The sequence below is a fragment of the Aliivibrio thorii genome, assembly GCF_057368585.1.
Window position 1 is genome coordinate 930,611 of sequence record NZ_CM170655.1, and the last position, 24,193, is coordinate 954,803.

Annotated in this window: 28 protein-coding genes; 20 read left to right on the top strand and 8 right to left on the bottom strand. The window is 38.1% G+C overall.

Annotated elements, in window-relative coordinates; genetic code table 11:
- Nucleotide 1: 1 nt before the first annotated feature.
- The 5 genes from AC2IP4_RS18190 to AC2IP4_RS18210 are packed head-to-tail and all read left to right on the top strand — an operon-like array spanning nucleotide 2 to nucleotide 4,086.
- Complete coding sequence (locus AC2IP4_RS18190) at nucleotides 2-1,363, top strand: MotA/TolQ/ExbB proton channel family protein (protein ID WP_486310817.1); 1,362 nt, start codon at nucleotides 2-4, stop codon at nucleotides 1,361-1,363.
- The gene (locus tag AC2IP4_RS18195; protein WP_375320781.1) at nucleotides 1,363-1,896 is read left to right on the top strand and encodes a MotA/TolQ/ExbB proton channel family protein; all 534 of its coding nucleotides are present in this window, start codon (nucleotides 1,363-1,365) and stop codon (nucleotides 1,894-1,896) included. Before AC2IP4_RS18190 ends, AC2IP4_RS18195 begins: the two co-directional genes overlap by 1 nt.
- Entirely contained in the window at nucleotides 1,893-2,297 is a 405-nt protein-coding gene (locus AC2IP4_RS18200) for an ExbD/TolR family protein (protein ID WP_375320780.1), read from the top strand. The genes AC2IP4_RS18195 and AC2IP4_RS18200 overlap by 4 nt, the downstream gene beginning before the upstream one ends.
- Complete coding sequence (locus tag AC2IP4_RS18205) at nucleotides 2,297-2,920, top strand: energy transducer TonB (protein WP_375320779.1); 624 nt, start codon at nucleotides 2,297-2,299, stop codon at nucleotides 2,918-2,920. Before AC2IP4_RS18200 ends, AC2IP4_RS18205 begins: the two co-directional genes overlap by 1 nt.
- The gene (locus AC2IP4_RS18210; protein ID WP_375320778.1) at nucleotides 2,917-4,086 is read left to right on the top strand and encodes a tetratricopeptide repeat protein; all 1,170 of its coding nucleotides are present in this window, start codon (nucleotides 2,917-2,919) and stop codon (nucleotides 4,084-4,086) included. The genes AC2IP4_RS18205 and AC2IP4_RS18210 overlap by 4 nt, the downstream gene beginning before the upstream one ends.
- Nucleotides 4,087-4,142: 56 nt before the next feature.
- Here the strand turns inward: AC2IP4_RS18210 and AC2IP4_RS18215 are convergent, their stop codons facing one another.
- Nucleotides 4,143-4,892: a phosphatase gene (locus tag AC2IP4_RS18215; protein ID WP_375320777.1), complete on the bottom strand. Its 750-nt coding sequence runs from the start codon at nucleotides 4,890-4,892 to the stop codon at nucleotides 4,143-4,145.
- Between the two features lie 143 nt (nucleotides 4,893-5,035).
- Between AC2IP4_RS18215 and AC2IP4_RS18220 the strand changes: the two genes are divergently transcribed.
- Complete coding sequence (locus AC2IP4_RS18220) at nucleotides 5,036-5,215, top strand: hypothetical protein (protein ID WP_375320776.1); 180 nt, start codon at nucleotides 5,036-5,038, stop codon at nucleotides 5,213-5,215.
- 183 nt (nucleotides 5,216-5,398) lie between these two features.
- On the opposite strand, the gene AC2IP4_RS18225 is transcribed toward AC2IP4_RS18220, so the two are convergent.
- On the bottom strand, nucleotides 5,399-6,019 hold the full coding sequence (locus tag AC2IP4_RS18225) for a LysE family translocator (protein WP_375320775.1): 621 nt from the start codon (nucleotides 6,017-6,019) through the stop codon (nucleotides 5,399-5,401).
- Between the two features lie 110 nt (nucleotides 6,020-6,129).
- The gene (locus AC2IP4_RS18230; protein WP_105055800.1) at nucleotides 6,130-7,002 is read right to left on the bottom strand and encodes a LysR family transcriptional regulator; all 873 of its coding nucleotides are present in this window, start codon (nucleotides 7,000-7,002) and stop codon (nucleotides 6,130-6,132) included.
- Nucleotides 7,003-7,104: 102 nt separating this feature from the next.
- Here AC2IP4_RS18230 and AC2IP4_RS18235 point away from each other — a divergent pair, with 102 nt between their 5' ends.
- The 3 genes from AC2IP4_RS18235 (at nucleotide 7,105) to AC2IP4_RS18245 (ending at nucleotide 10,400) form a co-directional block, all read left to right on the top strand.
- The gene (locus tag AC2IP4_RS18235; RefSeq protein ID WP_375320831.1) at nucleotides 7,105-8,292 is read left to right on the top strand and encodes a multidrug effflux MFS transporter; all 1,188 of its coding nucleotides are present in this window, start codon (nucleotides 7,105-7,107) and stop codon (nucleotides 8,290-8,292) included.
- Nucleotides 8,293-8,527: 235 nt separating this feature from the next.
- Nucleotides 8,528-9,184, top strand: a complete 657-nt coding sequence (locus AC2IP4_RS18240) for a 2OG-Fe dioxygenase family protein (RefSeq protein ID WP_375320774.1) — start codon at nucleotides 8,528-8,530, stop codon at nucleotides 9,182-9,184.
- Nucleotides 9,168-10,400 (top strand): cysteine desulfurase-like protein, encoded by a 1,233-nt coding sequence (locus tag AC2IP4_RS18245; RefSeq protein WP_375320773.1) that lies wholly within the window; start codon nucleotides 9,168-9,170, stop codon nucleotides 10,398-10,400. Before AC2IP4_RS18240 ends, AC2IP4_RS18245 begins: the two co-directional genes overlap by 17 nt.
- Here AC2IP4_RS18245 and AC2IP4_RS18250 read toward each other — a convergent pair.
- Nucleotides 10,367-10,723 (bottom strand): c-type cytochrome, encoded by a 357-nt coding sequence (locus tag AC2IP4_RS18250; RefSeq protein WP_375320772.1) that lies wholly within the window; start codon nucleotides 10,721-10,723, stop codon nucleotides 10,367-10,369. The genes AC2IP4_RS18245 and AC2IP4_RS18250 overlap by 34 nt on opposite strands.
- Nucleotides 10,724-10,941: 218 nt before the next feature.
- Between AC2IP4_RS18250 and AC2IP4_RS18255 the strand changes: the two genes are divergently transcribed.
- The 10 genes from AC2IP4_RS18255 (at nucleotide 10,942) to AC2IP4_RS18300 (ending at nucleotide 18,395) form a co-directional block, all read left to right on the top strand.
- Nucleotides 10,942-11,550, top strand: a complete 609-nt coding sequence (locus AC2IP4_RS18255) for a sigma-70 family RNA polymerase sigma factor (RefSeq protein ID WP_375320771.1) — start codon at nucleotides 10,942-10,944, stop codon at nucleotides 11,548-11,550.
- Nucleotides 11,543-12,196, top strand: a complete 654-nt coding sequence (locus tag AC2IP4_RS18260; RefSeq protein WP_486310818.1) for a ChrR family anti-sigma-E factor — start codon at nucleotides 11,543-11,545, stop codon at nucleotides 12,194-12,196. Before AC2IP4_RS18255 ends, AC2IP4_RS18260 begins: the two co-directional genes overlap by 8 nt.
- Nucleotides 12,197-12,320: 124 nt before the next feature.
- Nucleotides 12,321-12,749: a nuclear transport factor 2 family protein gene (locus tag AC2IP4_RS18265; protein WP_486310819.1), complete on the top strand. Its 429-nt coding sequence runs from the start codon at nucleotides 12,321-12,323 to the stop codon at nucleotides 12,747-12,749.
- Complete coding sequence (locus tag AC2IP4_RS18270) at nucleotides 12,746-13,483, top strand: SDR family NAD(P)-dependent oxidoreductase (protein ID WP_486307386.1); 738 nt, start codon at nucleotides 12,746-12,748, stop codon at nucleotides 13,481-13,483. Before AC2IP4_RS18265 ends, AC2IP4_RS18270 begins: the two co-directional genes overlap by 4 nt.
- Entirely contained in the window at nucleotides 13,483-14,760 is a 1,278-nt protein-coding gene (locus AC2IP4_RS18275) for an NAD(P)/FAD-dependent oxidoreductase (RefSeq protein ID WP_486310820.1), read from the top strand. Before AC2IP4_RS18270 ends, AC2IP4_RS18275 begins: the two co-directional genes overlap by 1 nt.
- Complete coding sequence (locus AC2IP4_RS18280; RefSeq protein ID WP_375320766.1) at nucleotides 14,757-15,488, top strand: DUF1365 domain-containing protein; 732 nt, start codon at nucleotides 14,757-14,759, stop codon at nucleotides 15,486-15,488. Before AC2IP4_RS18275 ends, AC2IP4_RS18280 begins: the two co-directional genes overlap by 4 nt.
- Nucleotides 15,489-15,498: 10 nt before the next feature.
- Nucleotides 15,499-16,773: a class I SAM-dependent methyltransferase gene (locus AC2IP4_RS18285; protein WP_375320765.1), complete on the top strand. Its 1,275-nt coding sequence runs from the start codon at nucleotides 15,499-15,501 to the stop codon at nucleotides 16,771-16,773.
- An 80-nt stretch (nucleotides 16,774-16,853) separates the two neighbouring features.
- A complete protein-coding gene (locus AC2IP4_RS18290; RefSeq protein ID WP_375320764.1) occupies nucleotides 16,854-17,426 on the top strand; it encodes a DUF2878 domain-containing protein in 573 nt (190 codons plus the stop codon).
- Nucleotides 17,383-17,877: a chalcone isomerase family protein gene (locus AC2IP4_RS18295; RefSeq protein WP_375320763.1), complete on the top strand. Its 495-nt coding sequence runs from the start codon at nucleotides 17,383-17,385 to the stop codon at nucleotides 17,875-17,877. The genes AC2IP4_RS18290 and AC2IP4_RS18295 overlap by 44 nt, the downstream gene beginning before the upstream one ends.
- Entirely contained in the window at nucleotides 17,877-18,395 is a 519-nt protein-coding gene (locus AC2IP4_RS18300) for a DUF3833 domain-containing protein (protein WP_375320762.1), read from the top strand. Before AC2IP4_RS18295 ends, AC2IP4_RS18300 begins: the two co-directional genes overlap by 1 nt.
- 93 nt (nucleotides 18,396-18,488) lie before the next feature.
- On the opposite strand, the gene AC2IP4_RS18305 is transcribed toward AC2IP4_RS18300, so the two are convergent.
- Nucleotides 18,489-19,436, bottom strand: coding sequence for a ChaN family lipoprotein (locus tag AC2IP4_RS18305; protein ID WP_375320761.1), 948 nt, complete (start codon nucleotides 19,434-19,436; stop codon nucleotides 18,489-18,491).
- A gap of 181 nt (nucleotides 19,437-19,617) precedes the next feature.
- Between AC2IP4_RS18305 and AC2IP4_RS18310 the strand changes: the two genes are divergently transcribed.
- The gene (locus tag AC2IP4_RS18310; RefSeq protein ID WP_375320760.1) at nucleotides 19,618-19,755 is read left to right on the top strand and encodes a hypothetical protein; all 138 of its coding nucleotides are present in this window, start codon (nucleotides 19,618-19,620) and stop codon (nucleotides 19,753-19,755) included.
- A gap of 39 nt (nucleotides 19,756-19,794) precedes the next feature.
- Here AC2IP4_RS18310 and AC2IP4_RS18315 read toward each other — a convergent pair whose 3' ends face one another.
- The 3 genes from AC2IP4_RS18315 to AC2IP4_RS18325 are packed head-to-tail and all read right to left on the bottom strand — an operon-like array spanning nucleotide 19,795 to nucleotide 24,101.
- Nucleotides 19,795-21,675: an alkaline phosphatase D family protein gene (locus AC2IP4_RS18315; protein ID WP_486310821.1), complete on the bottom strand. Its 1,881-nt coding sequence runs from the start codon at nucleotides 21,673-21,675 to the stop codon at nucleotides 19,795-19,797.
- A 52-nt stretch (nucleotides 21,676-21,727) separates the two neighbouring features.
- Nucleotides 21,728-23,167 carry a deoxyribodipyrimidine photo-lyase gene (phrB, locus tag AC2IP4_RS18320; protein WP_486310822.1) on the bottom strand — a complete coding sequence of 480 codons (1,440 nt, stop codon included), beginning with the start codon at nucleotides 23,165-23,167 and terminating at the stop codon, nucleotides 21,728-21,730.
- Nucleotides 23,157-24,101: a YbgA family protein gene (locus tag AC2IP4_RS18325; RefSeq protein ID WP_375320757.1), complete on the bottom strand. Its 945-nt coding sequence runs from the start codon at nucleotides 24,099-24,101 to the stop codon at nucleotides 23,157-23,159. Before AC2IP4_RS18325 ends, phrB begins: the two co-directional genes overlap by 11 nt.
- Nucleotides 24,102-24,193: the final 92 nt, after the last annotated feature.

Here is a 24,193-nt window from a genome sequence, read left to right on the forward strand (position 1 = left end):
GATGAATTACGTATCCACACTTCTTAATGTTTGCTTATTAAGTCTTTCTTTTTCAGTTGCAGCTCAAGGTGATTTAGCAAGCAGTGCACAAGCTCAAAATAAAGCACAAAAGTCGCATGATGCGCAGCGAGAATCGGGGTTTAAGCAAACAGAACAAACGTATCTACAACAGAAAAAAGAACTTGCAGAACGTAAACGCCAAGTTCAAAAAAAGATTAATGCATTGACGAAAACCTTCAGTGAAAATGAAGGGCTATTAGCAAAACGAGAAGAGAAACTGCGCTTAGATACTGGCAGTTTAGGTGAATTGTTTGGTGTTGTTCGTCAAGCAGCGAAAGATTTGAAAAGCGAAAATCAAACCAGTGTTACCGGTGCGGATAATCTTCAATACTCACAAGCGGTAAACACCATCGTATCGGCGAAAACGTTACCAACTTTGCCGCAGTTAACTGAATTGTGGATGAGCATGGATGAACAAATTCAAGCCAGTGGTGAACTGAAAAAAAATAATACCAATGTGATTGATGGTGAAGGTCAAAGCGCTTCACAAGCGTCGTACCGCTTAGGAGCTATAGGGTTAATTGCCGATCAAGGCTACTTGAATTGGAATGGTACACGTAAAGACGCGACTTATTATGTTAAGCAGCCAGATAATGGCCCAAGTTTGAGTTCACTGTCTGACCTTGCAAGTGGTGGTATGGAAACGATGGTTGTCGATCCATCGCGTGGTTTCATGATAGACCAACTGGCATTAACACCAACCTTGTTTGAAAGACTTCAAGCTGGCGGTGTTGTCGGAAAAATCATTCTTGCGTTATTAACGTTAGGGTTGGTTATTGCGATTTTCAGAGGTGTTAAATTAGCAATTATCCAACAACAAATAAAAACGCAGTTGAAGAATCCAGAAGATCCAACAGACAACCCGTTAGGCCGAGTATTATCTGTTTACGATGAAGAAAAACACCGTAGTGTTGAGTCATTAGAATTGCGTTTATTAGAAGCGATTGTTGATGAGCAACAAGGGTTAGAAAAAGGGCTTTCAATGCTGAAATTACTTGCAGCCCTTGCGCCAATGCTTGGTTTGTTAGGTACAGTTACTGGCATGATTGAAACATTCCAAGTGATCACTCAGTTTGGGAATGGAGATCCAAAAGTGATGGCAGGAGGGATCTCGATGGCATTGGTCACCACCGTTCTTGGTTTGGTTGCTGCAATGCCGTTGTTGTTTGCTCATAATATTTTAAGCACTCAAGCTGAGAATATACGTAGTATTCTAGAGAAACAAGGCATTGGTTTAGTCGCAATACAGGCAGAAAAGCAACCGCAGTCGACAGTGAAAACAACGGTAGGAAGTAACATCTAATGGCAATATCATGGCTATCTAATTGGCTTGATACATTACTGCAATTTATGGCACAAGGTGGTCATATTTTGTGGTGGCTGGCAGGGGTTGTCGTTGTATGTTGGTTATTTGTTGTTGAGCGCGTGATATATCTTGGTTTTTATTTTCCAAAACGCCGTCAAGAATGGATAACACTATGGCATCAACGCAGTGAACATGAATCTTGGTATGCCCATGCGATTCGTGACAGTTGGTTAAATCAGGCCCACATAGAATTAAATCAGAACTTAAACCTAATCAAATGGTTAGTATCAATTTGTCCAATGTTAGGATTATTAGGTACCGTGACTGGAATGATCTCTGTTTTTGATGTGATGGCAACATTAGGCAGTAGCCAACCGAAACTTATGGCCTCAGGCATCTCACTGGCTACGCTACCAACGATGGCGGGTATGGTTGCTGCTCTTGCTGGATTGTTTGTTCATGCACGTTTAGCAAAGACGTGTCGTTTACGTGAATTGAAGTTAGAAAAATCATTAAGGAGTCCAACATGAGACTCGGAAGACGCGATACAAAAACAGAAGAAGCTCAAATTGATTTAACGTCAATGCTGGATATTGTCTTTATCATGCTGATTTTTTTCATTGTGACGAGTTCGTTTGTACGTGAATCAGGGGTTGAAGTGAATCGGCCTCAAGCATCCAATGTAACAAGCCAGAAAGACGCAGGCATCTTTGTTGGCATTGATGCATCAAATGATATTTACATCGATAAACGAATAGTAGATGTAGAGCGTGTACAAGCGACGTTAGAGCATCTGTTATTAGAGCAACCTGATGCCTCACTTGTGATCCAAGCGGATGAGCATGCGTATAACGGTACGGTAGTTAAAGTGATGGATGCGGCAAAAGGGGCGGGCGTGAAGCAAATAGCATTGGCAGCGGAGAAGCGATAGTGTTTAGGTTACTAATGGCGTTACCTATAGCTGTAGCTATCAGTATTGCCTTATTTTCAATGATGGCATGGATGGTCGACAATGGTAACCAAGGAAAACCAGAAGCCAGCGAAAATCTAAGCTTTACAATGATGATGGTTGAACCTGAAAGTGAGCTTCAACGTCGTCAGCGTTCTGTTCCTGAACAGCCTAAACCGCCAGAATTACCACCAGAAACGAAAGTATCTCAGTCGCAATCAGAGATGTCTTCGGTGATGCCTGTAACGCCAATGTCTTCGGCTGGTTTAGATACGGCGATTAACGGATTAAAAATAAGCGCTCCAACGTCGTTTGGAAGTTTTACGACGAACCAACAGGCAATGCCATTGTATCGCGTAGAACCACGATACCCGAGTAGAGCATTAAAACGTAAACTTGAAGGCTACGTTATTATGTCTTTTTCTATTGATGAAACAGGCGAACCTTTTGATATCGAAGTCAAAGGAGCGGAGCCAAAACGAATATTTGATCGTGATGCGGTTCGGGCACTAAAACAATGGAAGTACCAACCTAAATTGGTAGAAGGAAAAGCAATTGTTCAGCAGAATCAAACCGTTAGACTGGAGTTTAAATTAGCCAAATGATAAAAAATATCGTACTAATGGCTCTTTTTACCTTGTTTTGCAATGGTGTGATTGCGGCGGAATTGAGCCGATATACCGCTACAAAAGTACAAAGGGCACAAAACCTTCAGCAAAATGAAAAATTGAGTGAAGCCATTGATGTTCTTGCGGATGTTGATACATCAAAAGCCTATGATAAAGCATTCGTAGCTCGAATGTTGGGTGTGTTTTATTGGCAGAATAATCAAAAATCACAAGCGATTAAACAGCTTGATTATGCGGTTTCGAGTGGTCAATTACAGGATAAGCAAGCGTGGACAACCCGGAAAATGTTAGCCGATATCCTCTTAATGGAGCAAAAGTATAAAGCAGCGCTACCCCATTATTATCAATTGGTTAAAACGGTACCAAAGAGTGAAAAAGGGGATGAGTTATGGCTTAGGATCGCTCAGATCCATTATCAGAGCTCAGAGTTTATACCAACCCTTAAAGCGATTGGTCGATATGAATCGTACCGAAAACCAGATGAATTGACGCCATTGTCTTTGAAGTTTGGTGCGCAAGTTCAACTTAAGCAATGGAAGCAAGTTATTCCTACTTTAGAGCGCCTGATTGTACTACAGCCTGAGAAATTAACGTGGTGGCGTCAATTAGTTACGGCTCACTTGCAGTTAGGTCAAACCAAGCAAGCATTGAATGTATTAGTGTTAGCGGATATCAACAAATTATCTCTTCCTGAACAAGACATTAAATTGTTGGCTCAGCTATACGCAAAACAAGGTATTCCAGAAAAAGCTGCACAGACATTAGGACGCTTATCAACGGCAAATACTGATGTTGATTTATTGGTAGAGCAAGCCGTGCATTGGCAAAATGCGAAAGAGTGGGATAAATCTATTCAATTCTGGAGTAAAGCCGCAAAAATATCGTCTCGTTATTACTGGCAAGAATCTCAATTACTTTTGCAGCAAAAGCACTTTGAAGCGGCTTTGAGATCGTTAAATAAAGTGAAGGATCCTAAGAAAAAACAAGCTGTGTTATTGGCGAAGGTAAAAGCGTATTACAAGCTGGATCGCTTAGAAGAAGGGTTGATTAATGCGAAAAAAGCCAATGATATATTCGCCTCTAATGAGACGAAGGGCTGGGTTAAATACTTATCTAATTTGAGGCGATTAGAATCGCAATAAAAGAGTTAGAATGGAAGGTTAGTGATAGCCTTCCATTTTTATATATCGGTTTAGAACTATTGCGTTAGTGCTTCAAATTCTGTAATCGGCGCTCGCCCACGCAAAGCAAGAAAGCTTAAAAATTGCTTAGGTGTATGAGTAATAATTTTATCTAATGGGAAGTTAACGGCATCAATAAGCTGTTCTACTTTCTCAAACTTACCAATATCCTCACAAAAGTGCGCATCACTGCCTGTCGTGATAAAAGCGCCTAATTCTTTTGCTGTTTTTGCTATTTCATAACAACGATCAATACTTCCTATTCGACTTCCCCCTTTAAGAGACGTGTTATTAATTTCAATCGCTACATTATGATCGGCAGCACACTGAATTACCTCTTTAAAGTCAAAATCAAAGTTTGGGTTGCCCAAGTGACCTAAGGCATCAACTCTACCTGATTTTATAATCTTGATTAATGCCTGGGTGTGTACTAGCTTATTTGTAGGAGAAAAAACAGGTTCATGGAAGCTTGCGATAACCCAATCGAGGTTTTGGTCAACGGAAGGTGGAATATCAATATCGCCCTCTATATTGCGAATGTTTACTTCGCAGCCTCTGATAATAGCTACACCATGAAGAAAGCGAGGAAGAACGCGTTGGTTGCTAAAAAACCAGTAATGAGGGGCGCCAGGCATCAGAGAAGCATGGTCTGTCGTGCAAAACATTGGCAAGCCAAGCAGAGAGGCTGAAAAAGCGTTTTCACTGATGGTACTGTAAGCGTGACCGCTAGCATAGGTATGAGTATGGGTATCTACTTGAATGCGCATTTGTTTTCTCCATTAAACAACAATGCGGTTAGTATAACTTATTTTTGCAACTTTTAGCTTTGACATTTGTCTGACAAAGTGTAGGAAAAAGAGAACTATTATTCACACTGTTAATGTGAAACGTAATATACATGGAATTTTTTATGATTAGCACAGATACATTAAAGAGTGAGTTAAACGAACTCACGGTATACCAACTGCGAAGCCTTCAATATGCGATCGCTAAAAAGTTAGAGGAAAAAGCAGCAGCTAAAACTAAATCAGAAAATGCACTGCTTACTGATGAAGAACTGGATATGCTAGCAGAAGTAATGAGAAGTTGATTTTCACATGATCTAAACTTCTCTTTTCTGCTGTTGATTTAAACCATTATGCCTTTTGTTCATTCGCTGCTTTATCAGTCTTGATGTATTACAAAGTAATAGTAGTTTTTCCTTTCTTTCAAATTCTAAATTAAGCGACCCTCATGCAGAATCGCCTTATCTATATGCTATAAAGCGACTTTCTCACCCTACAAATAACCAAATCGCAACGCCAATCATTAAGCTGCCTGAAATACGGTTCATTATTTTTACATTATTTGAATGCCCTAATGCGCGCTTAAGGCCTTTACCGCCAGCAGCATAGAGTGTCATACATAAAAATTCACAGACTAAAATAATAGATACAAGAGCAACTAACTGCGGTCCAATTGGGTTACTTCCATCAATGAACGGAGGAAGTAATGAAACCATGAAAGCCCAGCCTTTAGGGTTTGCTATTGCAGTGACAAAACCTTGTACCACTAAATCCCAGTCTTTACCCTTAGGGGCGTCTGTTTGTTCGGAGCTCATGGCTAACTTGCCTCTTGAACGCCACATTTGAATCCCAATATAAGCAAGGTAACTTGCGCCAAGGGCTTTAAATATAGTAAAGAGCCATGGATAATTTAGCATAATAGCAGCAACGCCTAAGACAGCAGCTACCGCGACAACAGCAACGCCAACTAATTCTCCCATCATCATCCAGAGTGTACGTTTGTAACCAATGCTCATACCTAAGCTAAGTGCGAATGTCATACACATGCCTGGAGTAACAGAAACGAAGAAAAAGGTAGGGATAAAAGCCCATAAAATTGCAGTATTCATTTGTGTCTATTTAGTTTAAAGAGATAATCAAAACAGAGTACGAATATTAAGGTTAAAATCAATATAAATGTTCGTTCATAATATGAAACTTGTTAATAGTGTTACACACGTCAACTTAGTTTACTCTTTAGATACTTAATAAAAAGCTGCGTTCGTGTGTGTTCGTAATCTAATGTCGGATAATAAGCATTAACCAAGGTGTGATCGGTTGTAAATTCGGGAAGTACAGCGACGAGATTTCCTGATTGAATATCATCCCTCAGCATTTGTTTACTTGTGAGTAATATACCCATGCCTCGTTTAGCTGCATGAAACAACGCCTCTGGATTCGTGGTAGCAAAGTTACCACGTAAAGTAATGCGTTTTCCGTTTGATAATTTTACTTCTCTAACAGGACGTTCACCCCATATAAGCATATTGTGGCGCTTGAGATCATTAAGGTTAGCTGGCATTCCTTTTTTTTCAATGTATTCCTTAGAGGCAAAAAAACCAGAATGGTGCTCAAAAAGTGGCGTAGATTTATAGCTAAATGTATTTAATTGCTCTAATTCACGGCTAATAAAAACATCAATATTACTTTCAGGAACTTGTCCCGGTAATGTAGTAATTAATTGAACCTTAATTTTAGGGTAAGTAACCAAAAATTCGTCTAAATATTGAATGATAAATTTAGAACCAACAGCAAGGGTAGCGCCTATTTTTAATAACCCCGTAGGGGTTTGGTTAATTGCGCGAGTTTCATCGACAAGGTGTTGCCATTGATCAAGCTGCAAGCGTGCTCGTTGATAAAACAAAATACCCGCATCGGTCTGGTGTACTGAACGAGTGGTTCGAGTTAATAGCTGCACTCCAACTCGTTCTTCAAGCCAATTTATGCGTTTACTGATGGCTGAGCCTGATGTATTTAGTACTAAAGCCGCGGCATTAAAGCTGCCTTCCTCAACAACTTTAATATAACTTCTAACACTTTCAATCCAATCCATGATTAGTTCCTCTTGGGACTTAATTTGATTCCTATGATAGCTATTATCAATCATATCGATTGAATGTAAACTGATTAAATGAATAAAAATAATACCTCAACGCTGCCTACTGGCCGCTTAAATAAAACACCGTTACTTCTTGCAATGATGATTATTGCAACGGGGCAAGTTGGTGTGAGCATTTATCTACCGTCATTGCCTTTAATTAGCCAAGATCTTGGAGTTTCCCCTGCAGATGTTCAGTTACTTGTTACGCTATTTTTGGTTGGCTTTGGTGGATCTCAGTTGTTCTATGGACCTCTATCTGATGCATTAGGTAGGCGACCAATCTTTATTTTAGGGCAGGGGATTTATTTGTTAGGTACTCTCTTGTGCTTTTCAATGACAGATAACTTTACTGCTTTAGTGTTAGGGCGTTTACTGCAAGGTCTAGGGGCGGGTAGCGCATCAGTCTTAGGTCGAAGTGTATTAAGAGATAGCTACAGTGGGCATCATTTAACAAAGGCAATGTCTTATATTTCCATTACCGCCTCTATTTTGCCGATTCTTGCACCTGTTATGGGCGGCTGGATTGCTTGGCATTTTAGCTGGCAGTGGGTGTTTGGTTTTGTATTGATATACCTAAGCTGTATTTTAACCGTTGGGTACTTTATTCTTCCTGAAACACTCCCCTATAAACCTCAAAAGTTTAGCTTTACTCAAACATTACGTGATTATGGTTCACTCTTTTCTAACGCTCAGGTAATTTCTAGTGCAAGTTTAAATTGGGTTAGTTATTTAGGTAGCCTTGTGTCTGTTTCCTTATTGCCTTTTTTGCTTCAAGAGGGATTAGGTTTAACGACGGCCGAGTATGGTCAAGTAATGATAATTCCTTCTGCGGGTTTAATGATAGGCAGTTTTATTCTTAATAGCTTAAATAAGCGGTGTTCTGTTGATATTTTAATTGGCATTGCCCTTGGTATTATGACCTTATCCGGCTTATGGCTGATAAGTTTTGATACCTCATTGTTTTCTTTAGTATTTGCGTTTACCTTATTAGCCGTTGCTCAAGGTATTACATTCCCACTGTCTATTAACTTATTACTTGCTCCGCATACTAAAAAAGTAGGGACGATTTCAGCGTTATCAGGATCTATTCAAATGGGCCTTGCCGGTGTATTTGGTGGTTATCTCGTCAAAAGTTTGGTAACAAATCAATACTCTTTAGGAGTGTTTTATTTAACGATAACGTTCATTATGGTTTTTGTTTTATTATGGAATAAACGAGTGAGAAGTAGAACTACTGATTAATAATCAATGGTATATGTTTATTTTAGTGAAGAATTCTAGTTTTGAAGTATATTAAAAAAGATAACTAGAATTTAGTACCTACTTACAATACTGGAATAGAGTTATCTGTCGAATATTTAAAAATGAATGAATAAAAGAACTGCTTTATTTGATTTATTAGCATTTTTGCATAAATAATAAATAATAAATAATAAATATGTAAATTAAATGTTAATCTTATTATGCAGGAGGCAATATGATTCATTCTCACGATACAACATTACAGCTGACACAATTAAGTCATGCCGCTGTTCATCAGCTCGCACCCTCATTTACAGGTTTACCTAAAACCACTCACGCCGATGGTAACTTTCGATTACGTCGTTACTCAGTCATTTGTGTTGTTAATGAAAGGGTGGTTGAAACCAACAAACATAACTTTGTTCAGAGTGAAGATATTAATCATTTTCAAGGAGATATTGTTCGCGAATTTGAAGCGATTGAAGCGCATATTTTACACAGCGAAGGCATGGCGGAAATGTGCCAAGTCTTTATGGACCTAAATCATCTTCCTAATGGTCAGGAGATTGAGATACATCAAATGCGTATCTCTGCCATTTATGAAGAAACACAAATAGCGCCAGAGGGGGTTCATCAAGATGGGTTTGATCATATCGCTTTGATTGGTATTGATCGTTCTAATATCGAGGGGGGGGAACTGCTTGTTTATAAAGACTCTAATGAAGAACCATTTTTTAGAAAGATTCTGGAAGATGGAGAGGTCGCCATGGTTGATGACAGAAAACTATGGCACAACGGAAAACCAATACGTTTGATTGACCACGCGCATGAAGGGCATATGGATGTATTTGTATTAACAGCAAAGGATAAAGCTAATGACTTTCACGCCTGATAACGTACGTCCTCAATTTCCAGCGTTGTCTCAAACAATCGAGAGTCATCCCGTTTTATTTTTAGATGGTCCGGGAGGCTCTCAAGTTCCCACATCAGTGCTAACGGCAATGACAGAATATTTAGGTTATTCGAACTCTAATCTAGGCGGTCATTTTTTTTCGAGCCAGAAGACAAATGCAGTTATGGATAATGCTCGAACTGCTTGTGCTGCTTTATTGAATGCACCAAGCAGTAATAATATTGTATTTGGGGCAAACATGACCTCCCTGACTTTTCAATTAAGCCGAGCGATCAGTCGAGATTGGAAGGCGGGTGATGAGATCATTGTTACAGCATTGGATCATTACTCGAATGTATCAAGCTGGCAACAGGCAGCTGAAGATAAAGGAGTTATCGTTCATCAGGTTCGTGTTAATTCTGCTGACTGTACTTTGGATATGGAACATTTTTATTCTTTACTGTCCGATAGAACGGTACTTGTGGCGACAACGTATGCGTCGAATACAACGGGCTCTCTTGTTGATGTTGATTCTATGGTAGCAGCTGCTCACCATTTTGGTGCCATGATTTATGTTGATGCTGTTCATTATGCTCCTCATCATTTGGTTGATGTTCAAACTCTAGAGTGTGATTTCTTAGTATGTTCTGCGTATAAATTCTTTGGGCCTCATGTTGGGATCGCATATGTATCACCACTCTATTTAGAATCACTTTCTCCTTACAAAGTGGAACCTGCAACGAATATTGGCCCAGGACGTTTTGAAACAGGAACGCAGAGTTTTGAAGGGCTAGCTGGAGTAAGTGCCGCAATTGAATACCTAGCTCAATGGGGACCTAAAGGGGAAAGTTTGAGAGAAAGGCTGGTGACTAGTTTCACTCAATATCAACAACATGAATTAGTGTTAACACATTATTTTTTGAATAAGGTTGAAAGCCGATCTTGGATTTCGTTATTTGGGATAAGTGATCCTGAACATTGTGAACGTAGAACACCAACGTTTGCTATTCGCTTGAAGGGTCATACACCAGAGCAAGTAGCCAAAGAGCTAGGATTAAAACAGGTGTGTGTTTGGAATGGGCATTTTTATGCGCTGGGCTTAATTAGACAACTTGAGTTGGAAGAGAGCGGTGGTGTTGTACGTATTGGATTTATGCATTACAACACGGTTGATGAAATAGACTATTTATTTTCGATATTAGATGAGCTGTCATAAAACGCGGCAATGTCTTTTAAGTCTTGATCATTAAGTCGCTGTAACTGGGCCTTCATCATTTGAGCTAGAGGGCCCTTTCGCTCGTCATTTTGGTAAGATTTCATTGAAGAATATAAATATGTTTCATTTTGCATATTTAGATTTGGATAACTAGCGTTAACCGCTTCTCCTGTTTGCCCATGACAAAATACACAACTTGGTGCTTTTAGTTTCCCTAACTTGGCATCTCCTGCACTTGCATTAAATGAGAGAAACAATATAAAAATTAAATATTTAAACACGATTAAAGCCTTATGAGTTAATAGTCGATTAAGCCAACACATATCTTTTTAGTCAAGAATATTTATCGCTTTTTGAAATGTGGTTTATGTTTCTATTATCAACTTTTCTTTGGCTACTCTTCATCAAGTTTTATTTTCGATACTGTGATAAATATATTGAAATCAATAATATTTAAAATAAATGCAATGTTATATTATAAATAGTGATCCAATTTCTTAGCATTATCGTAGAACAAAGTATAAAAACTTTGGAGATGATTATGCAAACTCATTATGTAGAGGTTAGCAATCAGGTGAACCCAATACCGACACAATCAGATGAAGAAGATAAAGCAAGATTAGACGCTTGGTTACAAGAGGTCGCTTTATCTCAAGATAAACAGGCATTTTCCGAGCTGTTTTCTTGGTTTGCACCAAAAATTAGAGCGTATGGATTAAAGAAATTTAATGATCCAACATTAGCGATGGATTTAGTCCAAGAGACCATGACTCTTGTTTGGCGAAAAGCCACACTGTTTAATCAGAACAAAGGCAGTGCATCTGGTTGGATATTTACGGTCATGCGTAACCATAGTTTTGATATGTTGCGTAAAATACAATCAAATAAAGAAGATACGGTCAGTGATGAATTATGGCCATTATTTGATAAACAAGTTGAAACTATAGAGCTAGATTGGCTTGAAACTAAAAGATTGAAAAAAGCAGTTAGTGTACTACCCAGTAATCAACGAGTAGTTGTTGAAGGGATTTATCAACAAGGTTTGACTCAACAAGAGCTTTCAGAGCAGCTTAGTGAACCAATCGGGACGATTAAATCACGGCTGCGTTTAGCATTAACCAAATTAAGACAGGAGTATGAGCATGAATAAAATTACCCACCATCCTAGCGATGCTTTATTACGTTCTCATATTGATGGTGATTTACCTGAATCTCTTGCTGTTGGTATGACGCTACATTGTGATTTGTGTGAACATTGTAAGCGTAAATCAGAACAATTAACCCAAGAGTTTGCAGCTAAAGCGTGGCAAGAACCAGTAGAAGGGGAATCGATTGATTTTTCTCAAATGCTTAACGGTATATTAAATACCGAGGTTGAAACTAGCTATTTGAAAGAGTCATCAGCAGAACATATTTTTATTGATTCTTTTCATTATGAATTACCTCGTGTACTGACTCGTTATGTTGATATGAAATGGAATCAAATGGGAGCGGTCAGTCGTGCTCGTTTAATAGAAGAGGGAGCGACACGATCCAACTTACTGCACATCAATGCCGGTGGTGTGATCCCAACGCATACCCATAAAGGTTTTGAGTTAACCTTATTGTTAGATGGTAGCTTTGAAGATGAATCAGGACATTACCATAAAGGTGATTTTATTTGGCTAGATTCTTCGCATGCGCATAGCCCTAAAACCACTGATGGGTGTTTATGTTACACAGTGCAAAATGCGCCACTGCATTTTACCCAAGGAATAAGTAAATTATTTAATCCGATAGGTAACTTATTGTACTAATATATACATATAGGTAAGTAAGTTGAGCTAACGCTAATTTCCTTTTATTAAAAAGATCACAGGATGTGATCTTTTTTGAATACTACCACGTAGTATTTCATAAGTTTAATAAGGACATATCATCATGAAGCACTCTAATTTTGTTACTACATTTATATCACTTTATAGTGAATTAGATCGCTCAACCCTTCATCGCCTTCCTGAAATCTATTCCAATGATATTCAATTTATTGATGCTGTACATCAGATCGATGGTCTTCCTATGCTTACTGAGTATTTTGAGCACTTATACGAGAATATTTTAAATTGTCAGTTTCATATCCATCATGTTATTGAGAATAATAATGAAGCCAGTCTTTTTTGGACGATGGAATATAGCCATCCTAAAATAGGTAAAGGGAAAAGTATTTCTGTTGATGGCTCTTCACATATTAAATTTAATGAAAGAGTGTATTACCACAGAGATTACTTAGACATGGGGCAGATGCTGTATGAGCATTTACCAGTTCTTGGTTCAGCCGTGAAGCTGATTAAAAAGAGAATGCAGTCATGAAAACAATATTAATTACAGGCGCAACGTCGGGCATCGGTCTCTCTTTAACAAACAAATACCTTAAACAAGGGTATCGGGTTTATGCGTGTGGTCGTAATTTTTCTGGGTATGTTGATTCAGAATACTTAACCAGCGCGAAAGGCAACGGAAGTTTAATTGAGGTCGTTTTTGATCTTGATGACAGCAACTCAATCCTCGACGTACTTTCTACGATTGAAATGCTAGATACCGTAATCCTCAATGCGGGAACGTGCGAATACATCGATGATGCGACTCAGTTTGACGCTGTATTATTTGAGCGAGTGATCACAACTAATGTAATTTCAATTGGGTATTGTTTACAAGCGTTAATACCAAAAATGAAGCAGGGCGGTCACTTAGCGTTCATGGGGTCAAGTGCTTCTTATGTTCCATTTCAACGGGCAGAAGCGTATGGAGCAAGTAAAGCGGCAATCCATTACTTGGCAAAATCGCTTCAATTAGATATATCACCAGAGCAATTTACGATTAGTGTCATTGCGCCAGGTTTTGTTAAAACGCCACTAACAAATAAAAACGATTTTCCTATGCCAATGTTAATCGACGTTGATAAAGCAGCAGAGCATATAATTACTGGTATAGATAAAAATAAAAAACACATTCATTTTCCATTTCCATTTACGAGTTTCTTAATTTTAATGGGAAGTCTCCCAGATCGTATTTGGCACTGGCTCGCTTTAAGGATGAAACGATAATGAAAAAAATTGCAATAGTTGGTACAGGTATTTCAGGATTGGTGTGTGCTCACCTATTATCACGAGAGCATGATGTGACAGTATTTGAAGCCAATGATTATATTGGTGGGCATACCGCAACAAAACGAGTAAAGGCAGAAGGAAAAGAATGGGATATTGATACTGGGTTTATTGTGTTTAATGATCGAACTTACCCAAACTTCATTGAGTTATTAACTCAACTTGGTTTGTCTGGGCAAGAAACAGAAATGAGTTTTAGTGTAAAAAATGTCATTTCTGGTCTTGAGTATAATGGCCATAATTTAAATACGCTTTTTGCTCAACGCTCAAACTTATTCAATACTAAGTTTTTGTCTTTAATTAGTGAGATTTTACGCTTTAATAAACAATGTAAAGAGCTGTGGAGTGTCGATTACAGTGATGACCATATGGATCTTGATATCGATGGCACATTAGGTGATTTCTTATACCGTAATGAATATAGTAGCTATTTTTCTGAGCACTATATTTTACCGATGGGTGCGGCTATTTGGTCATCTAGCTTACAAGATATGAAAGCTTTTCCATTGCACTTTTTCATTCGCTTTTTCCATAATCATGGTTTGTTAGATATTGCTAATAGACCTCAATGGTATGTGGTCCCTAATGGTTCTCATTCATACATTAAACCTCTGATTGCGACGTTTAAAGACAAAATTCATTTAAATAGTCCTGTAACGAGTGTAACTCGAAACTCTAGAGGGGTGACGTTAGAGATAAATGGTGAAGATAAACATGACTTTGATGAAGTGGTATTGGCTTGTCACAGCGATCAGTCATTAGCAATGTTAAGTGATATTACAACCGCTGAAAAAATAGTGCTAAGTAAACTCACTTATCAAGAAAATGAAGTGGTTATGCATACTGATGAGAGCTTATTGCCAATACAAAAACGTGCATGGGCGGCTTGGAATTATCATTTAGATACGGGGAATAAAAATAATCCATCTAGTGTGACTTATAACATGAATATTCTCCAAGGATTAGAAACTAAAGAAACAACATTTTGTGTCACCTTAAACAACTCACCATTGATTCATAAAGATAAAATATTAGGTTCGTACAAATACGATCATCCGGTATTTAATACTGACACCATAGAGGCGCAAGCTCGTCGAGAAGAAATCTGTGGTCGACACCATACCCACTTTGCTGGTGCGTATTGGTATAACGGTTTCCATGAAGATGGCGTAAAAAGTGCGCTAGATGTATGCCAGCGTTTTGGTATTAGCTTATGATCAATTCCTGTCTATATTATGGCGACGTAAGACACAGACGATTTCAAACGAAAGCACATAGCTTTAGTTATCAGATGTTCTTTGTCGCCTTAGATTTGGATGAATTAGAAAAAACAGAACAGGTGGGGTGGTTCAAAAAAGGGCGTTTTGCTCCCCTAAGTTTTCGACGTTCTGATTATCTTGGCAATCAGGATGAATCTTTAAAAAAATCGGTGTGGAATAAAGTGAGTGAATTGGGTGGAAATAACAGCCAAGGTCGAGTGCTCTTCGTTGGACAGGTTCGTTGTTTTGGGCTTTATTTTAGCCCAATTAATTTTTATTACTGTTATAACCAACAAGATGAATTGACGGATTTATTGGCTGAAGTGAGTAATACGCCGTGGAATCAAACTCACTATTACTTAATAAAAATTGGCACTGAGCAAATCATTGATAAAACCTTTCATGTATCGCCCTTTTTGGATCTGAATATGAAATATCATTGGTTTATTAAAGCGCCAAGCAAGCGATTATCGCTACACCTAGAAAACCGTGGCTTAGATGAAGATCAAGAAAAAGTCTTTGATGCAACGATCGCTATGACTCGAAAAGAATTTAATTCAAAAAATATACGTGAACAAGTGATCTCTATTCCCGTCATGACCGTAAAAATAGTATGGGGTATTTATTGGCAAGCATTGAAATTATTCATAAAACGAATCCCGTTTGTGCCACACCCAGAGCAATAAGGAGAGAGCAATGGCTAGTAATCAAATAGAGAGAACAGCATTGAAAGAGTCAGTGCTAATCGATAAGAAAAATCATAAGTCAATGCGATGGATTGATGGCATGGCGCGTAAAGTGTTATTGGATTATTTAGGAAAAATGACTCAAGCGTCACTAACAATAAACGATGAATTTGGACAAGTGGTTTTGGGAGACCCATTAGCCTCTCTGAAAGCAGTAGTCGAGATCAATAACACCGAAGCGTATCGAAAAATTTTATTTGGTGGTGGCATTGGTGCGAGTGAGGCCTATGTCGCAGGTTGGTGGACAAGTCCAAATTTAACAAAGGTTATTCAAGTGTTAGGCCGTGAAGAAGGCGTACTTGATAGAGTAGAAAATAGCTTTAGTAAACTGGTTCAATTTTTTGATTTAATCAACCACAAGCGCAATAAAAACACCAAAGAAGGTTCTAAAAAGAACATCTTAGCGCATTATGATCTCGGCAATGAAATGTACAAAACGTTTCTGGATAAAGAGATGCTGTATTCAAGTGCTATTTATCCTAATGCAGATGCAAATTTGGAAGAAGCTCAGTTATTTAAATTAAAAACCATCTGTGAACGACTTGAACTCAAAGAAGGTGAAACCTTACTTGAAATTGGTACAGGGTGGGGAGCTTTGGCTATTTACGCTGCACAGCATTATGGGGTCAATGTTACCACTACGACAATTTCTGATGCTCAATATGAATTTGCAGAACAAAGGGTAAAAGCCTTAGGTCTAGAAGACCGAATTACGCTTCTAAAGCAAGACTATCGTACCCTTGAAGGTCAATACGACAAATTAGTTTCGATAGAAATGATTGAAGCAGTAGGACACGAATACCTAAGCACTTTCTTTGACGTATGTAGCAGTCATCTAAAGCCTGAAGGTAAAATGTTAATTCAAGCCATTACGATTGCAGATCAACGTTATAATCAATATCGTAAAAGTGTCGATTTTATTCAGCGTTATATCTTTCCTGGGGGGTGCTTACCATCTGTTAGTGTTATGGCAAATAAAGTGGCACAAAATACCGATATGGTGATTACTTCTCTACATGATATTGGTTTAGATTACGCAAAAACATTACGTCATTGGTATGAACGTTTTGATGATGCAAACAGTGATTTAAAACAAATGGGTTATGGCGATGATTTTATTCGTTTATGGCAGTTCTACCTTTGTTACTGCGAAGGTGGCTTTTTAGAACGCAAGATAAGTACTGTACATTTAGTGGCTGCAAAACCACAACATGGAGTGTGCTAGTCGATTATTATTTGCATTATACTAATCTAGATAAGTCAGCAAACAAGTACTTATTTAGGTTGGTATTGTAGGAGGCTTCAATGTCACGTTATTTCCCACTTATTAATGCTATTTGGTTTCAATTGGTGTGGTTTTCTGTGATCCTTTATCAACAGCAAGCGATTCCTTTTTTACTCGTTTCAATATTGCTTCATCTTTTGGTATCTCCAACACGAAAAATAGACTTTTATTTACTCATTTTAATTTCGATGTTAGGTGTGTCGGGGGATGTATTATTATCATTTACCGGCGTGTATCAATTTCCGAATGATGCATTAATACCAGTGTGGCTTATTTTATTATGGTGTCATTTTGGTTTTGCTATTAATCACAGCTTAGGATGGCTATCTCGTTTCAATCTTGGATTTATTGCTTTGCTTGGTGCGATTGCAGGCCCACTAAACTATTTAGCTGGTCATCGATTAGGCGCTGTTGATTTCTCATATTCATATCAAATCACTTTATTTTCAATTGGAGTGATCTGGGTAGTCAATCTACCCGTATTTATTATTATTCAAAAGCGTTTAAGAGCAAGAATAAATAATGAGGGGAAGGGTCATGAGAAGATTGATGAGTATACTCACCATAGTAATAAGCCTATTAACAATAAATAGTGTGGCAGCCGCTCCATTACAAGGCTTACAAAGTAGCGGTAAATCAGAGCTGTCATGGTTCTTAATCTCAGTGTATGAAGCGCAGCTGTTTACTACTTCAGGCCAGTTTATCTATGGTCAATATCCACAAGCACTTGAGATTGAATATTACCGTAATATAACAAAAGAAAACTTAATTAAAGCGACTAAAGATCAGTGGGAAGAGCAATCAATTAAACACCCTGATTTAGATTCTTGGTTGGTTGAATTAGAACAAGTATTTCCTGATGTGAAACCTGAAGATAAATTGGTTTTTAGCATTGATGAGATAGGGAATAATCAGTTTTTTCTAAATGATAAACCTATTGGAAAAATAGCGAATAAAGACTTTTCTCAGCTTTTTCTTGATATTTGGGTCTCAGAAAAAACCACTTATCCAGATTTACGTCTTGAATTGATAGGAGATAGATAATGAAAAAGATAGTCCTATTTGTTTTTAGTATTCTATTAGTCGGTTGCTCTTCTCAAGACATTAATGATTATGCAGAGACAACGCCTGAATTCTCAATGAAGGCCTTTTTTCAAGGTGATTTAAAAGCCGAAGGGATAGTAAAGGACTTTAATGGCACTGTGATAAGAACGTTTACCGTTGATCTTCAGGCTAACTGGAAGGCGGATACATTAACCTTAGACGAACAATTTCTATTTAATGACGGTGAAGAGCAAGAACGAACGTGGGTGATTCAAGATTTAGGTGATAACTCGTACACAGGAACTGCCAGCGATATTCTTGATACAGCTTATGGGAAAAGTGCAGGGAATGCCCTTAACTGGAAATACTCGATGATATTAAAGGTAGATGATTCAGAATATGAAGTTGAATTTGATGATTGGATTTATCTAATCTCAGATAGTGTTGTTATTAATCAAACCGAAATTTATAAATGGGGTATACAAGTAGGTGAAGTTGTACTTGTTATCCGAAAATAAGTAAAAACCTTGAAATGAAACATGCCGCTAAACCAAAACCACTCACTTTATTCCCTCGTCGAAGTGAGTGGTTTTTTATTTCTTATTCTTTAATCATTTACATACAAGCTCATTGTTACGATTTTTAATCGCTTTATAGGCTTTCATCATGTTTTCTTGTTTCACAAAGCGTTTTGGTGGAGCTAAAACCTCTAATTGATAGCCAGAGTCTTCATTAGAAGCTTTTTCTATTGGGGAGATAACTACGACATTAAGCTTTGGGTTTAATTCTAGTATTTGTGCTGCTGTTCCTAGGCCATTTTCAATATGAAACTTTCCTGCAATATGCATGACTTGCGCTTTAGGATGTAGCGTTAAGTAATTAACAATGCTTTCTGCCATCGTGGCATCCCACGTCATTTGAGCTGCAAATTGTTTCTGAGTTTGTTCTTCATCGCCGTGGTGCATAGAAGCTAAGAATTTTGACTTATAAGGGGAGTCAGAAAGATCGATGTTTTTAGCTAACCATGACTTTTCATCAATATCGAGTTTATCTACATAACTAATGCCTTGTTGGCCAATGCATTTTACGATTTGCTTTGGGGCGTTTGCAGCGATCACATCACGTCCTTCAGCCTTTGCTATTTCAACTAATGGACGATAATCGCTTTCATAATTAGGCCATGCGTTAGCGTCAGACATTAACGTTTGTTCGCCAATTTTTCCTGACAAATAATCATCAACAACGGTTTGTTTATTACGGCTGAACTGCTCCATAGATAACGCTAATTTAGGGTTTGTTGCAGAGAGTTCTTTAAATAAATCGGTTTGAAAACGATGGATAGCGGCATGAGTGTGCCACTCACCAACCAGAATAACATCAGCTTTTATTATCTCATTAGGTAAGGTTGAAAGAGATAAAGGCAAGCCTGTTGGTGATAGTAATTGATAATCATAGAAACTGGTGATAGCTTGGAAAGGTGTTGATGTCGATTGAATTTGTTGACTGCAACCTGACAACAAAAGAACAGAAGCAAGAGAAAATAAAATCGTGGATTTCATAATAGAGATTCAGTAGAGAACAGTCCTATAGAGTAGGATAAAATGAGAGATAATTCAATCTTAATAATAATCATTACCATTTGTAGTGGTGCGATTTGAATAGGATTTTGTATATCTGTCACAGTATTGCAATTCAAGACTCGTATAATCGGGCTCTTGGAACTCACATAAGGATATTAATATGAGTGCAGACTACCTTGATAAAACTAGGTATCATGAAGAGGTGGAATTAGAGTGGCTAGACGCAATTGAAACGGGTCTATACTTCCATAACTCAATAGAGGTTGAGAGTGGTTCTGACACTACCCTCAACGATTAATGTTTTCAGTTCTTACTATTTTTAATAGTACAAAGTGATTTAATCACTTGATCTAGGCAAGAAGGAAATAGATTCTCCTTCTGCGGTTAAAATCGAAATCTGTTCCGGCTTGCCTTTTTCATCCAACCTTAATTCCCCAATTGAGCTTTTATTAATTAGTTTATCGTTATTTGTGACCGATGGATCTCGTTTGGTGACTAATAAATTCTTACGCTTTGTAAACCAGTTTAACGGAGAGTGTGGGCTATAGAGCACTCTGTCCATAAAATCACAAAAACGAAGTAAGGCATTAGGAAACTCGTTTTTAAACCCACTACAAGTAATTTGATAGATCTCTGGGCTAGATTTGCTGTGACGCAATTTAATGTCATAGGCGAAAGAGTAATGCACATCACCAGACAGAATTACAAAGTTTTGTGGTGTTTTAGGGTGAGTAAGAATACTCAATAATGTATTTGCTGAACCTGGATGAGCCATCCAATTTTCTGCATCAATCACTAATGGTTGTCCTAACATAGTCATTGTTTTTTGCAGAGCTTCAATAAATTTAACCCCAAAAATAGGCGCAGCAGAGACGATGATGATCGCTTCTTGACCAATAAGTTCATGCTGAAAATCAAGCATTGCCTCCCAATCCATCAAACCAGAAGGCTTATTGGTATTCGATTCAGAACGCCAACGACGAGTTCGAGTGTCTAATACCACGATTTTAGGCGTTGTATGGATAGAGTCATGCCACTGTTCAAATCGAGTTAACTGCCTGATAAGTTGTGTATGTTTTTCATGAGTATAGTCGCTAAAGAGTTGACGGAAGCTATCTAAAAATTCGTCATCAAACTGCTCAGGGTTATTTCCCCAGCCTTGATACAGAAAGTAGCCCATTAAGCCATTTCCAATGACTTGTGCTGCGAGTGGATGCCCATTAACGGCATTCTCCCAGCCAATGGTTAAATTCCAATCATCAGTGATGTCATGATCATCAAAGATCATGTAAGTCGGTATATGCGCAAACAGTTGCTGGACGTCATTTAACTCTTGCACAAATTGGTCAATAACAGCTTTTTCTGTTTTCCAGCAAGCGTGCCATTTTTTATCTAATTTATTATCAGGGTCAGGAAGTGATGTAGGCAGATCTATACATTCCCATAATGCAGGCGACCAAACTAATAAATACATGACAAAGAATTCGGCACAAGTGATTAGATGATTTTCGTGCTCACTGGAGCTAAAAATGGGACGAGACTTATATAGATTCCATCGCGAGAGAAAATTAGTATTATCAACATAGTGCGGCAAAATTTTATCACGCTGGTAAAGGTTATGTTGATGGGCGTAAAGCGAAGTATCTGTTGGGATAGCTTTATCAGGAAGCGATTCTTCAAATAACTCTAATTGAGGAATGATTTGCTGAATCGCCATTAACATCGGTCCTGCGACATCATCTGCATAGATTTGGTCACCACTCATCATTAATAGTGAAGCTCTCTCTTCAAGAGTTTGTGTTTTCAATTGTTGATTGGCGATGACTAAGCTGTCTTTGCTAGGATAATGAGGATTACGGCATGAACCATGTAAGACATAATCAGCTTTCTCTTTAATGATGAATGAAAAGAGAGATTCATTAGAATAAAGCGTATTAGGTAACAAACCAGATAATGTGCCATGTTGAGTGATTATATCGTATTCGACCGCTTGATTTACCGGAAACTCCGCTTGGCATTGCAGTAGATATACCCAAGCATGGTGACCGATTTGAATGCATTGTTTATCTGTGATCATAAACTCAAGTGAGTTATCTGCCCATTGAATTAGGGCATGACCTTCGAGGCGTTCTGAAGTCGTTAGCCATAAGTTGACTTCAGTCGCACTCGATTTTCTAATAATAGGCCCAGCAAGAACTAACGGTAGTGATTTAGACATCAATTAATACAACTCTTTATAACAGATGAGACCATCATAATACTTGCTATGGCTAACTTGCAATATCCTGAGCTTTGGCTTGCTTATAGATATCTAATGTCTTTAATCGTTGTACTGCATGCTCAATAATAGGCTCTACATAATTATCCGGTTTTAATAGCGGCTTGTTATTGGGTTGATGCAATAGCTTTCCTGTTAGTTCCGTTAACTCTGGTAGCCAATGTTTAATAAAAACCCCATTATTATCAAACCGTTCGCTTTGTGTTGTGGGGTTAAATATGCGGAAGTAAGGTGTACTGTCACAGCCCACAGATGCGCACCATTGCCAACCTCCATTATTTGATGCAAAGTCACCATCAATAAGTTTTGACATAAAGTACTGCTCGCCCCAACGCCAATCAATGTGTAAGTCTTTGACTAAAAAACTGGCAGTGATCATTCGCAGGCGATTATGCATCCAACCGGTATTGTTGAGTTGCTTCATTGCTGCATCCACAATAGGAAACCCAGTTTCGCCTTTGCACCATTGCTCAAACTTATCGCTGTCGTTATTCCATTGAATGTATTTGTCAAAACTCAAAAAAGCGTGGTTTTTAGACAACAATGGATAAAAGTAAAGTAGATGAGTGTAGAACTCTCGCCATATTAATTCATCAAGCCAGATCTCTTGTCCCTGAGTTAGTTGATTATTCGCTTCTAGGTGTAATCGTAAAATACATTGCTTTGCTGAAATTGCACCAATAGCCAGATAAGGAGAAAGTTGACTTGTCCCTTCAATTGCTGGGTAATCTCGTTGGTCATTATATTGTTGTGATTTTTCACGACAAAATTGACGCATGGTATTAACTATTGTTTTATTTGATACAGGCCATACTTTACTTTCATTACTGATAGAGTTGGTAAATTCGTGTGCATTATAACTTTTCAGTGAGTCGAGTTGCGGACTCGATAGTTCAACTGAAGCGGTCACTTTTTCAATGGTTGGAAAGTGTTGATAAAAGTACTCTCTCCACGCTTTTTTAAAGGGTGTAAAAACCTTGTAGGGCTGGTGGGTTTTATTCAATAGTTTTCCAACTTCTACAGCACATTTTGCGCCGTAAAAAGCACATTGAACATCAGATAGTTGTGCTGCAACATCGGCATCTCTGCTTAATTCATCTGCTTCATATTCTTTATTGGCAAATAGATGTGATATACCAAGATCTTTACACAATATTCGAAGCTGTAGTGGTATATCTTTGAACCAAGGACAAGATAACACTAATAATGGAATATTTAGTGTGTGCAGCTCTTTTTTAAGTTCAAGCAAACGCCTCTTTATCAGATCGATTTGAATTGATGCTTTATTGTGTTGTTGCCATTGAGATTCACTGGCAACAAAGATGGCGACTGTAGGCGCTTGATTAGCAAGAGCGGCAGATAACGCTGGGTTATCCGCCAATCTTAAATCAGTACGAAACCAAACGCATTGCATGGTTGGTTTATAATCCATAGCGTAATCTCAATTCTTGAGGGTATGGATTAAGGAAAGATTGTTTTGCTAAATATTCATTGGAATGAATACCTAAATGGTGCTTAATTAAGGTAATTGGTGAAAGCAAAGGTAATAACCCTTGATTGTAATCTTGGATTATTTGAGCAAGCTCTTGTTTTTGTGGTGATTCAAGTTCTTTTTTGAAATACCCCTGAAGATGCATTAATACATTCGTGTTGTTCTTGCGAGAAGCGCGGATCGCCATTGTCTGCATTAACTGTGTACGATAAATAGCAAAGAACTCATTTATGTCATATTCCGCTACTTTCGCAACCAATTTACCTAAGTTTTTGTATCCAACGGTGGAGTGTGACATCAGGGTATATTTATAACGAGAATGGAAGGCAATGATTTTCCCTGCTGTAGGCTCTCCATCCATAGATTTATATAGATCATTTAAACAAAATACGCGAGTAATGAAGTTTTCTTTAAGGACGGGATCAGTCAGTCGTCCATCTTCCTCTACTGGCAGCCACGGCATTTCTTTCATCAAAATTTGAGTATAAAGACCGACGCCATTTTTTTTTGCATTATTTTTGCTATATACCTTAACTCGCTCCATACCGCAGCTTGGAGAATTAGCACATACGATGTAGCCACACATCTCAGTTTCTTTTAGACGATCGACGGTTTTTTGAGAGAACTCGATCATTGAATCTGTGTAGTCTAGAGACGCGTCTTTTGAATCAACAAGGGCTATTCTTTCTTCATTTGTGATTAAACGTATCGTTGGTCTTGGTACAGACATACCGCTGCCAACTTCTGGACAAATAGGAATATAAGTAAAGTACGGGGCAAGGACTTTAGAAGCGAATTTATTACTTTTGTGCCCACCATCAAAACGAACACTTTCACCGTTAACACAGGAACTTATACCAACTTTAATATCCATGATTGACTCTCCATTGCTTATTTTTATTATCAATGAGTAATTAAACGAATTAACTCTCTATTTGGATCACTTCAGCTTGACTCTTTTTTTGT

What these genes read in the sequence shown, in the direction of transcription:
- AC2IP4_RS18190 (WP_486310817.1), top strand. Translation starts at nt 2, where the DNA reads ATGAATTACGTATCCACACTTCTTAATGTTTGCTTATTAAGTCTTTCT.
- AC2IP4_RS18195 (WP_375320781.1), top strand. Translation starts at nt 1,363, where the DNA reads ATGGCAATATCATGGCTATCTAATTGGCTTGATACATTACTGCAATTT.
- AC2IP4_RS18200 (WP_375320780.1), top strand. Translation starts at nt 1,893, where the DNA reads ATGAGACTCGGAAGACGCGATACAAAAACAGAAGAAGCTCAAATTGAT.
- AC2IP4_RS18210 (WP_375320778.1), top strand. Translation starts at nt 2,917, where the DNA reads ATGATAAAAAATATCGTACTAATGGCTCTTTTTACCTTGTTTTGCAAT.
- AC2IP4_RS18215 (WP_375320777.1), bottom strand. Translation starts at nt 4,892, where the DNA reads ATGCGCATTCAAGTAGATACCCATACTCATACCTATGCTAGCGGTCAC.
- AC2IP4_RS18220 (WP_375320776.1), top strand. Translation starts at nt 5,036, where the DNA reads ATGATTAGCACAGATACATTAAAGAGTGAGTTAAACGAACTCACGGTA.
- AC2IP4_RS18225 (WP_375320775.1), bottom strand. Translation starts at nt 6,019, where the DNA reads ATGAATACTGCAATTTTATGGGCTTTTATCCCTACCTTTTTCTTCGTT.
- AC2IP4_RS18230 (WP_105055800.1), bottom strand. Translation starts at nt 7,002, where the DNA reads ATGGATTGGATTGAAAGTGTTAGAAGTTATATTAAAGTTGTTGAGGAA.
- AC2IP4_RS18240 (WP_375320774.1), top strand. Translation starts at nt 8,528, where the DNA reads ATGATTCATTCTCACGATACAACATTACAGCTGACACAATTAAGTCAT.
- AC2IP4_RS18245 (WP_375320773.1), top strand. Translation starts at nt 9,168, where the DNA reads ATGACTTTCACGCCTGATAACGTACGTCCTCAATTTCCAGCGTTGTCT.
- AC2IP4_RS18250 (WP_375320772.1), bottom strand. Translation starts at nt 10,723, where the DNA reads ATGTGTTGGCTTAATCGACTATTAACTCATAAGGCTTTAATCGTGTTT.
- AC2IP4_RS18255 (WP_375320771.1), top strand. Translation starts at nt 10,942, where the DNA reads ATGCAAACTCATTATGTAGAGGTTAGCAATCAGGTGAACCCAATACCG.
- AC2IP4_RS18260 (WP_486310818.1), top strand. Translation starts at nt 11,543, where the DNA reads ATGAATAAAATTACCCACCATCCTAGCGATGCTTTATTACGTTCTCAT.
- AC2IP4_RS18265 (WP_486310819.1), top strand. Translation starts at nt 12,321, where the DNA reads ATGAAGCACTCTAATTTTGTTACTACATTTATATCACTTTATAGTGAA.
- AC2IP4_RS18270 (WP_486307386.1), top strand. Translation starts at nt 12,746, where the DNA reads ATGAAAACAATATTAATTACAGGCGCAACGTCGGGCATCGGTCTCTCT.
- AC2IP4_RS18275 (WP_486310820.1), top strand. Translation starts at nt 13,483, where the DNA reads ATGAAAAAAATTGCAATAGTTGGTACAGGTATTTCAGGATTGGTGTGT.
- AC2IP4_RS18280 (WP_375320766.1), top strand. Translation starts at nt 14,757, where the DNA reads ATGATCAATTCCTGTCTATATTATGGCGACGTAAGACACAGACGATTT.
- AC2IP4_RS18285 (WP_375320765.1), top strand. Translation starts at nt 15,499, where the DNA reads ATGGCTAGTAATCAAATAGAGAGAACAGCATTGAAAGAGTCAGTGCTA.
- AC2IP4_RS18290 (WP_375320764.1), top strand. Translation starts at nt 16,854, where the DNA reads ATGTCACGTTATTTCCCACTTATTAATGCTATTTGGTTTCAATTGGTG.
- AC2IP4_RS18295 (WP_375320763.1), top strand. Translation starts at nt 17,383, where the DNA reads ATGAGTATACTCACCATAGTAATAAGCCTATTAACAATAAATAGTGTG.
- AC2IP4_RS18300 (WP_375320762.1), top strand. Translation starts at nt 17,877, where the DNA reads ATGAAAAAGATAGTCCTATTTGTTTTTAGTATTCTATTAGTCGGTTGC.
- AC2IP4_RS18305 (WP_375320761.1), bottom strand. Translation starts at nt 19,436, where the DNA reads ATGAAATCCACGATTTTATTTTCTCTTGCTTCTGTTCTTTTGTTGTCA.
- AC2IP4_RS18310 (WP_375320760.1), top strand. Translation starts at nt 19,618, where the DNA reads ATGAGTGCAGACTACCTTGATAAAACTAGGTATCATGAAGAGGTGGAA.
- AC2IP4_RS18315 (WP_486310821.1), bottom strand. Translation starts at nt 21,675, where the DNA reads ATGTCTAAATCACTACCGTTAGTTCTTGCTGGGCCTATTATTAGAAAA.
- phrB (WP_486310822.1), bottom strand. Translation starts at nt 23,167, where the DNA reads ATGGATTATAAACCAACCATGCAATGCGTTTGGTTTCGTACTGATTTA.
- AC2IP4_RS18325 (WP_375320757.1), bottom strand. Translation starts at nt 24,101, where the DNA reads ATGGATATTAAAGTTGGTATAAGTTCCTGTGTTAACGGTGAAAGTGTT.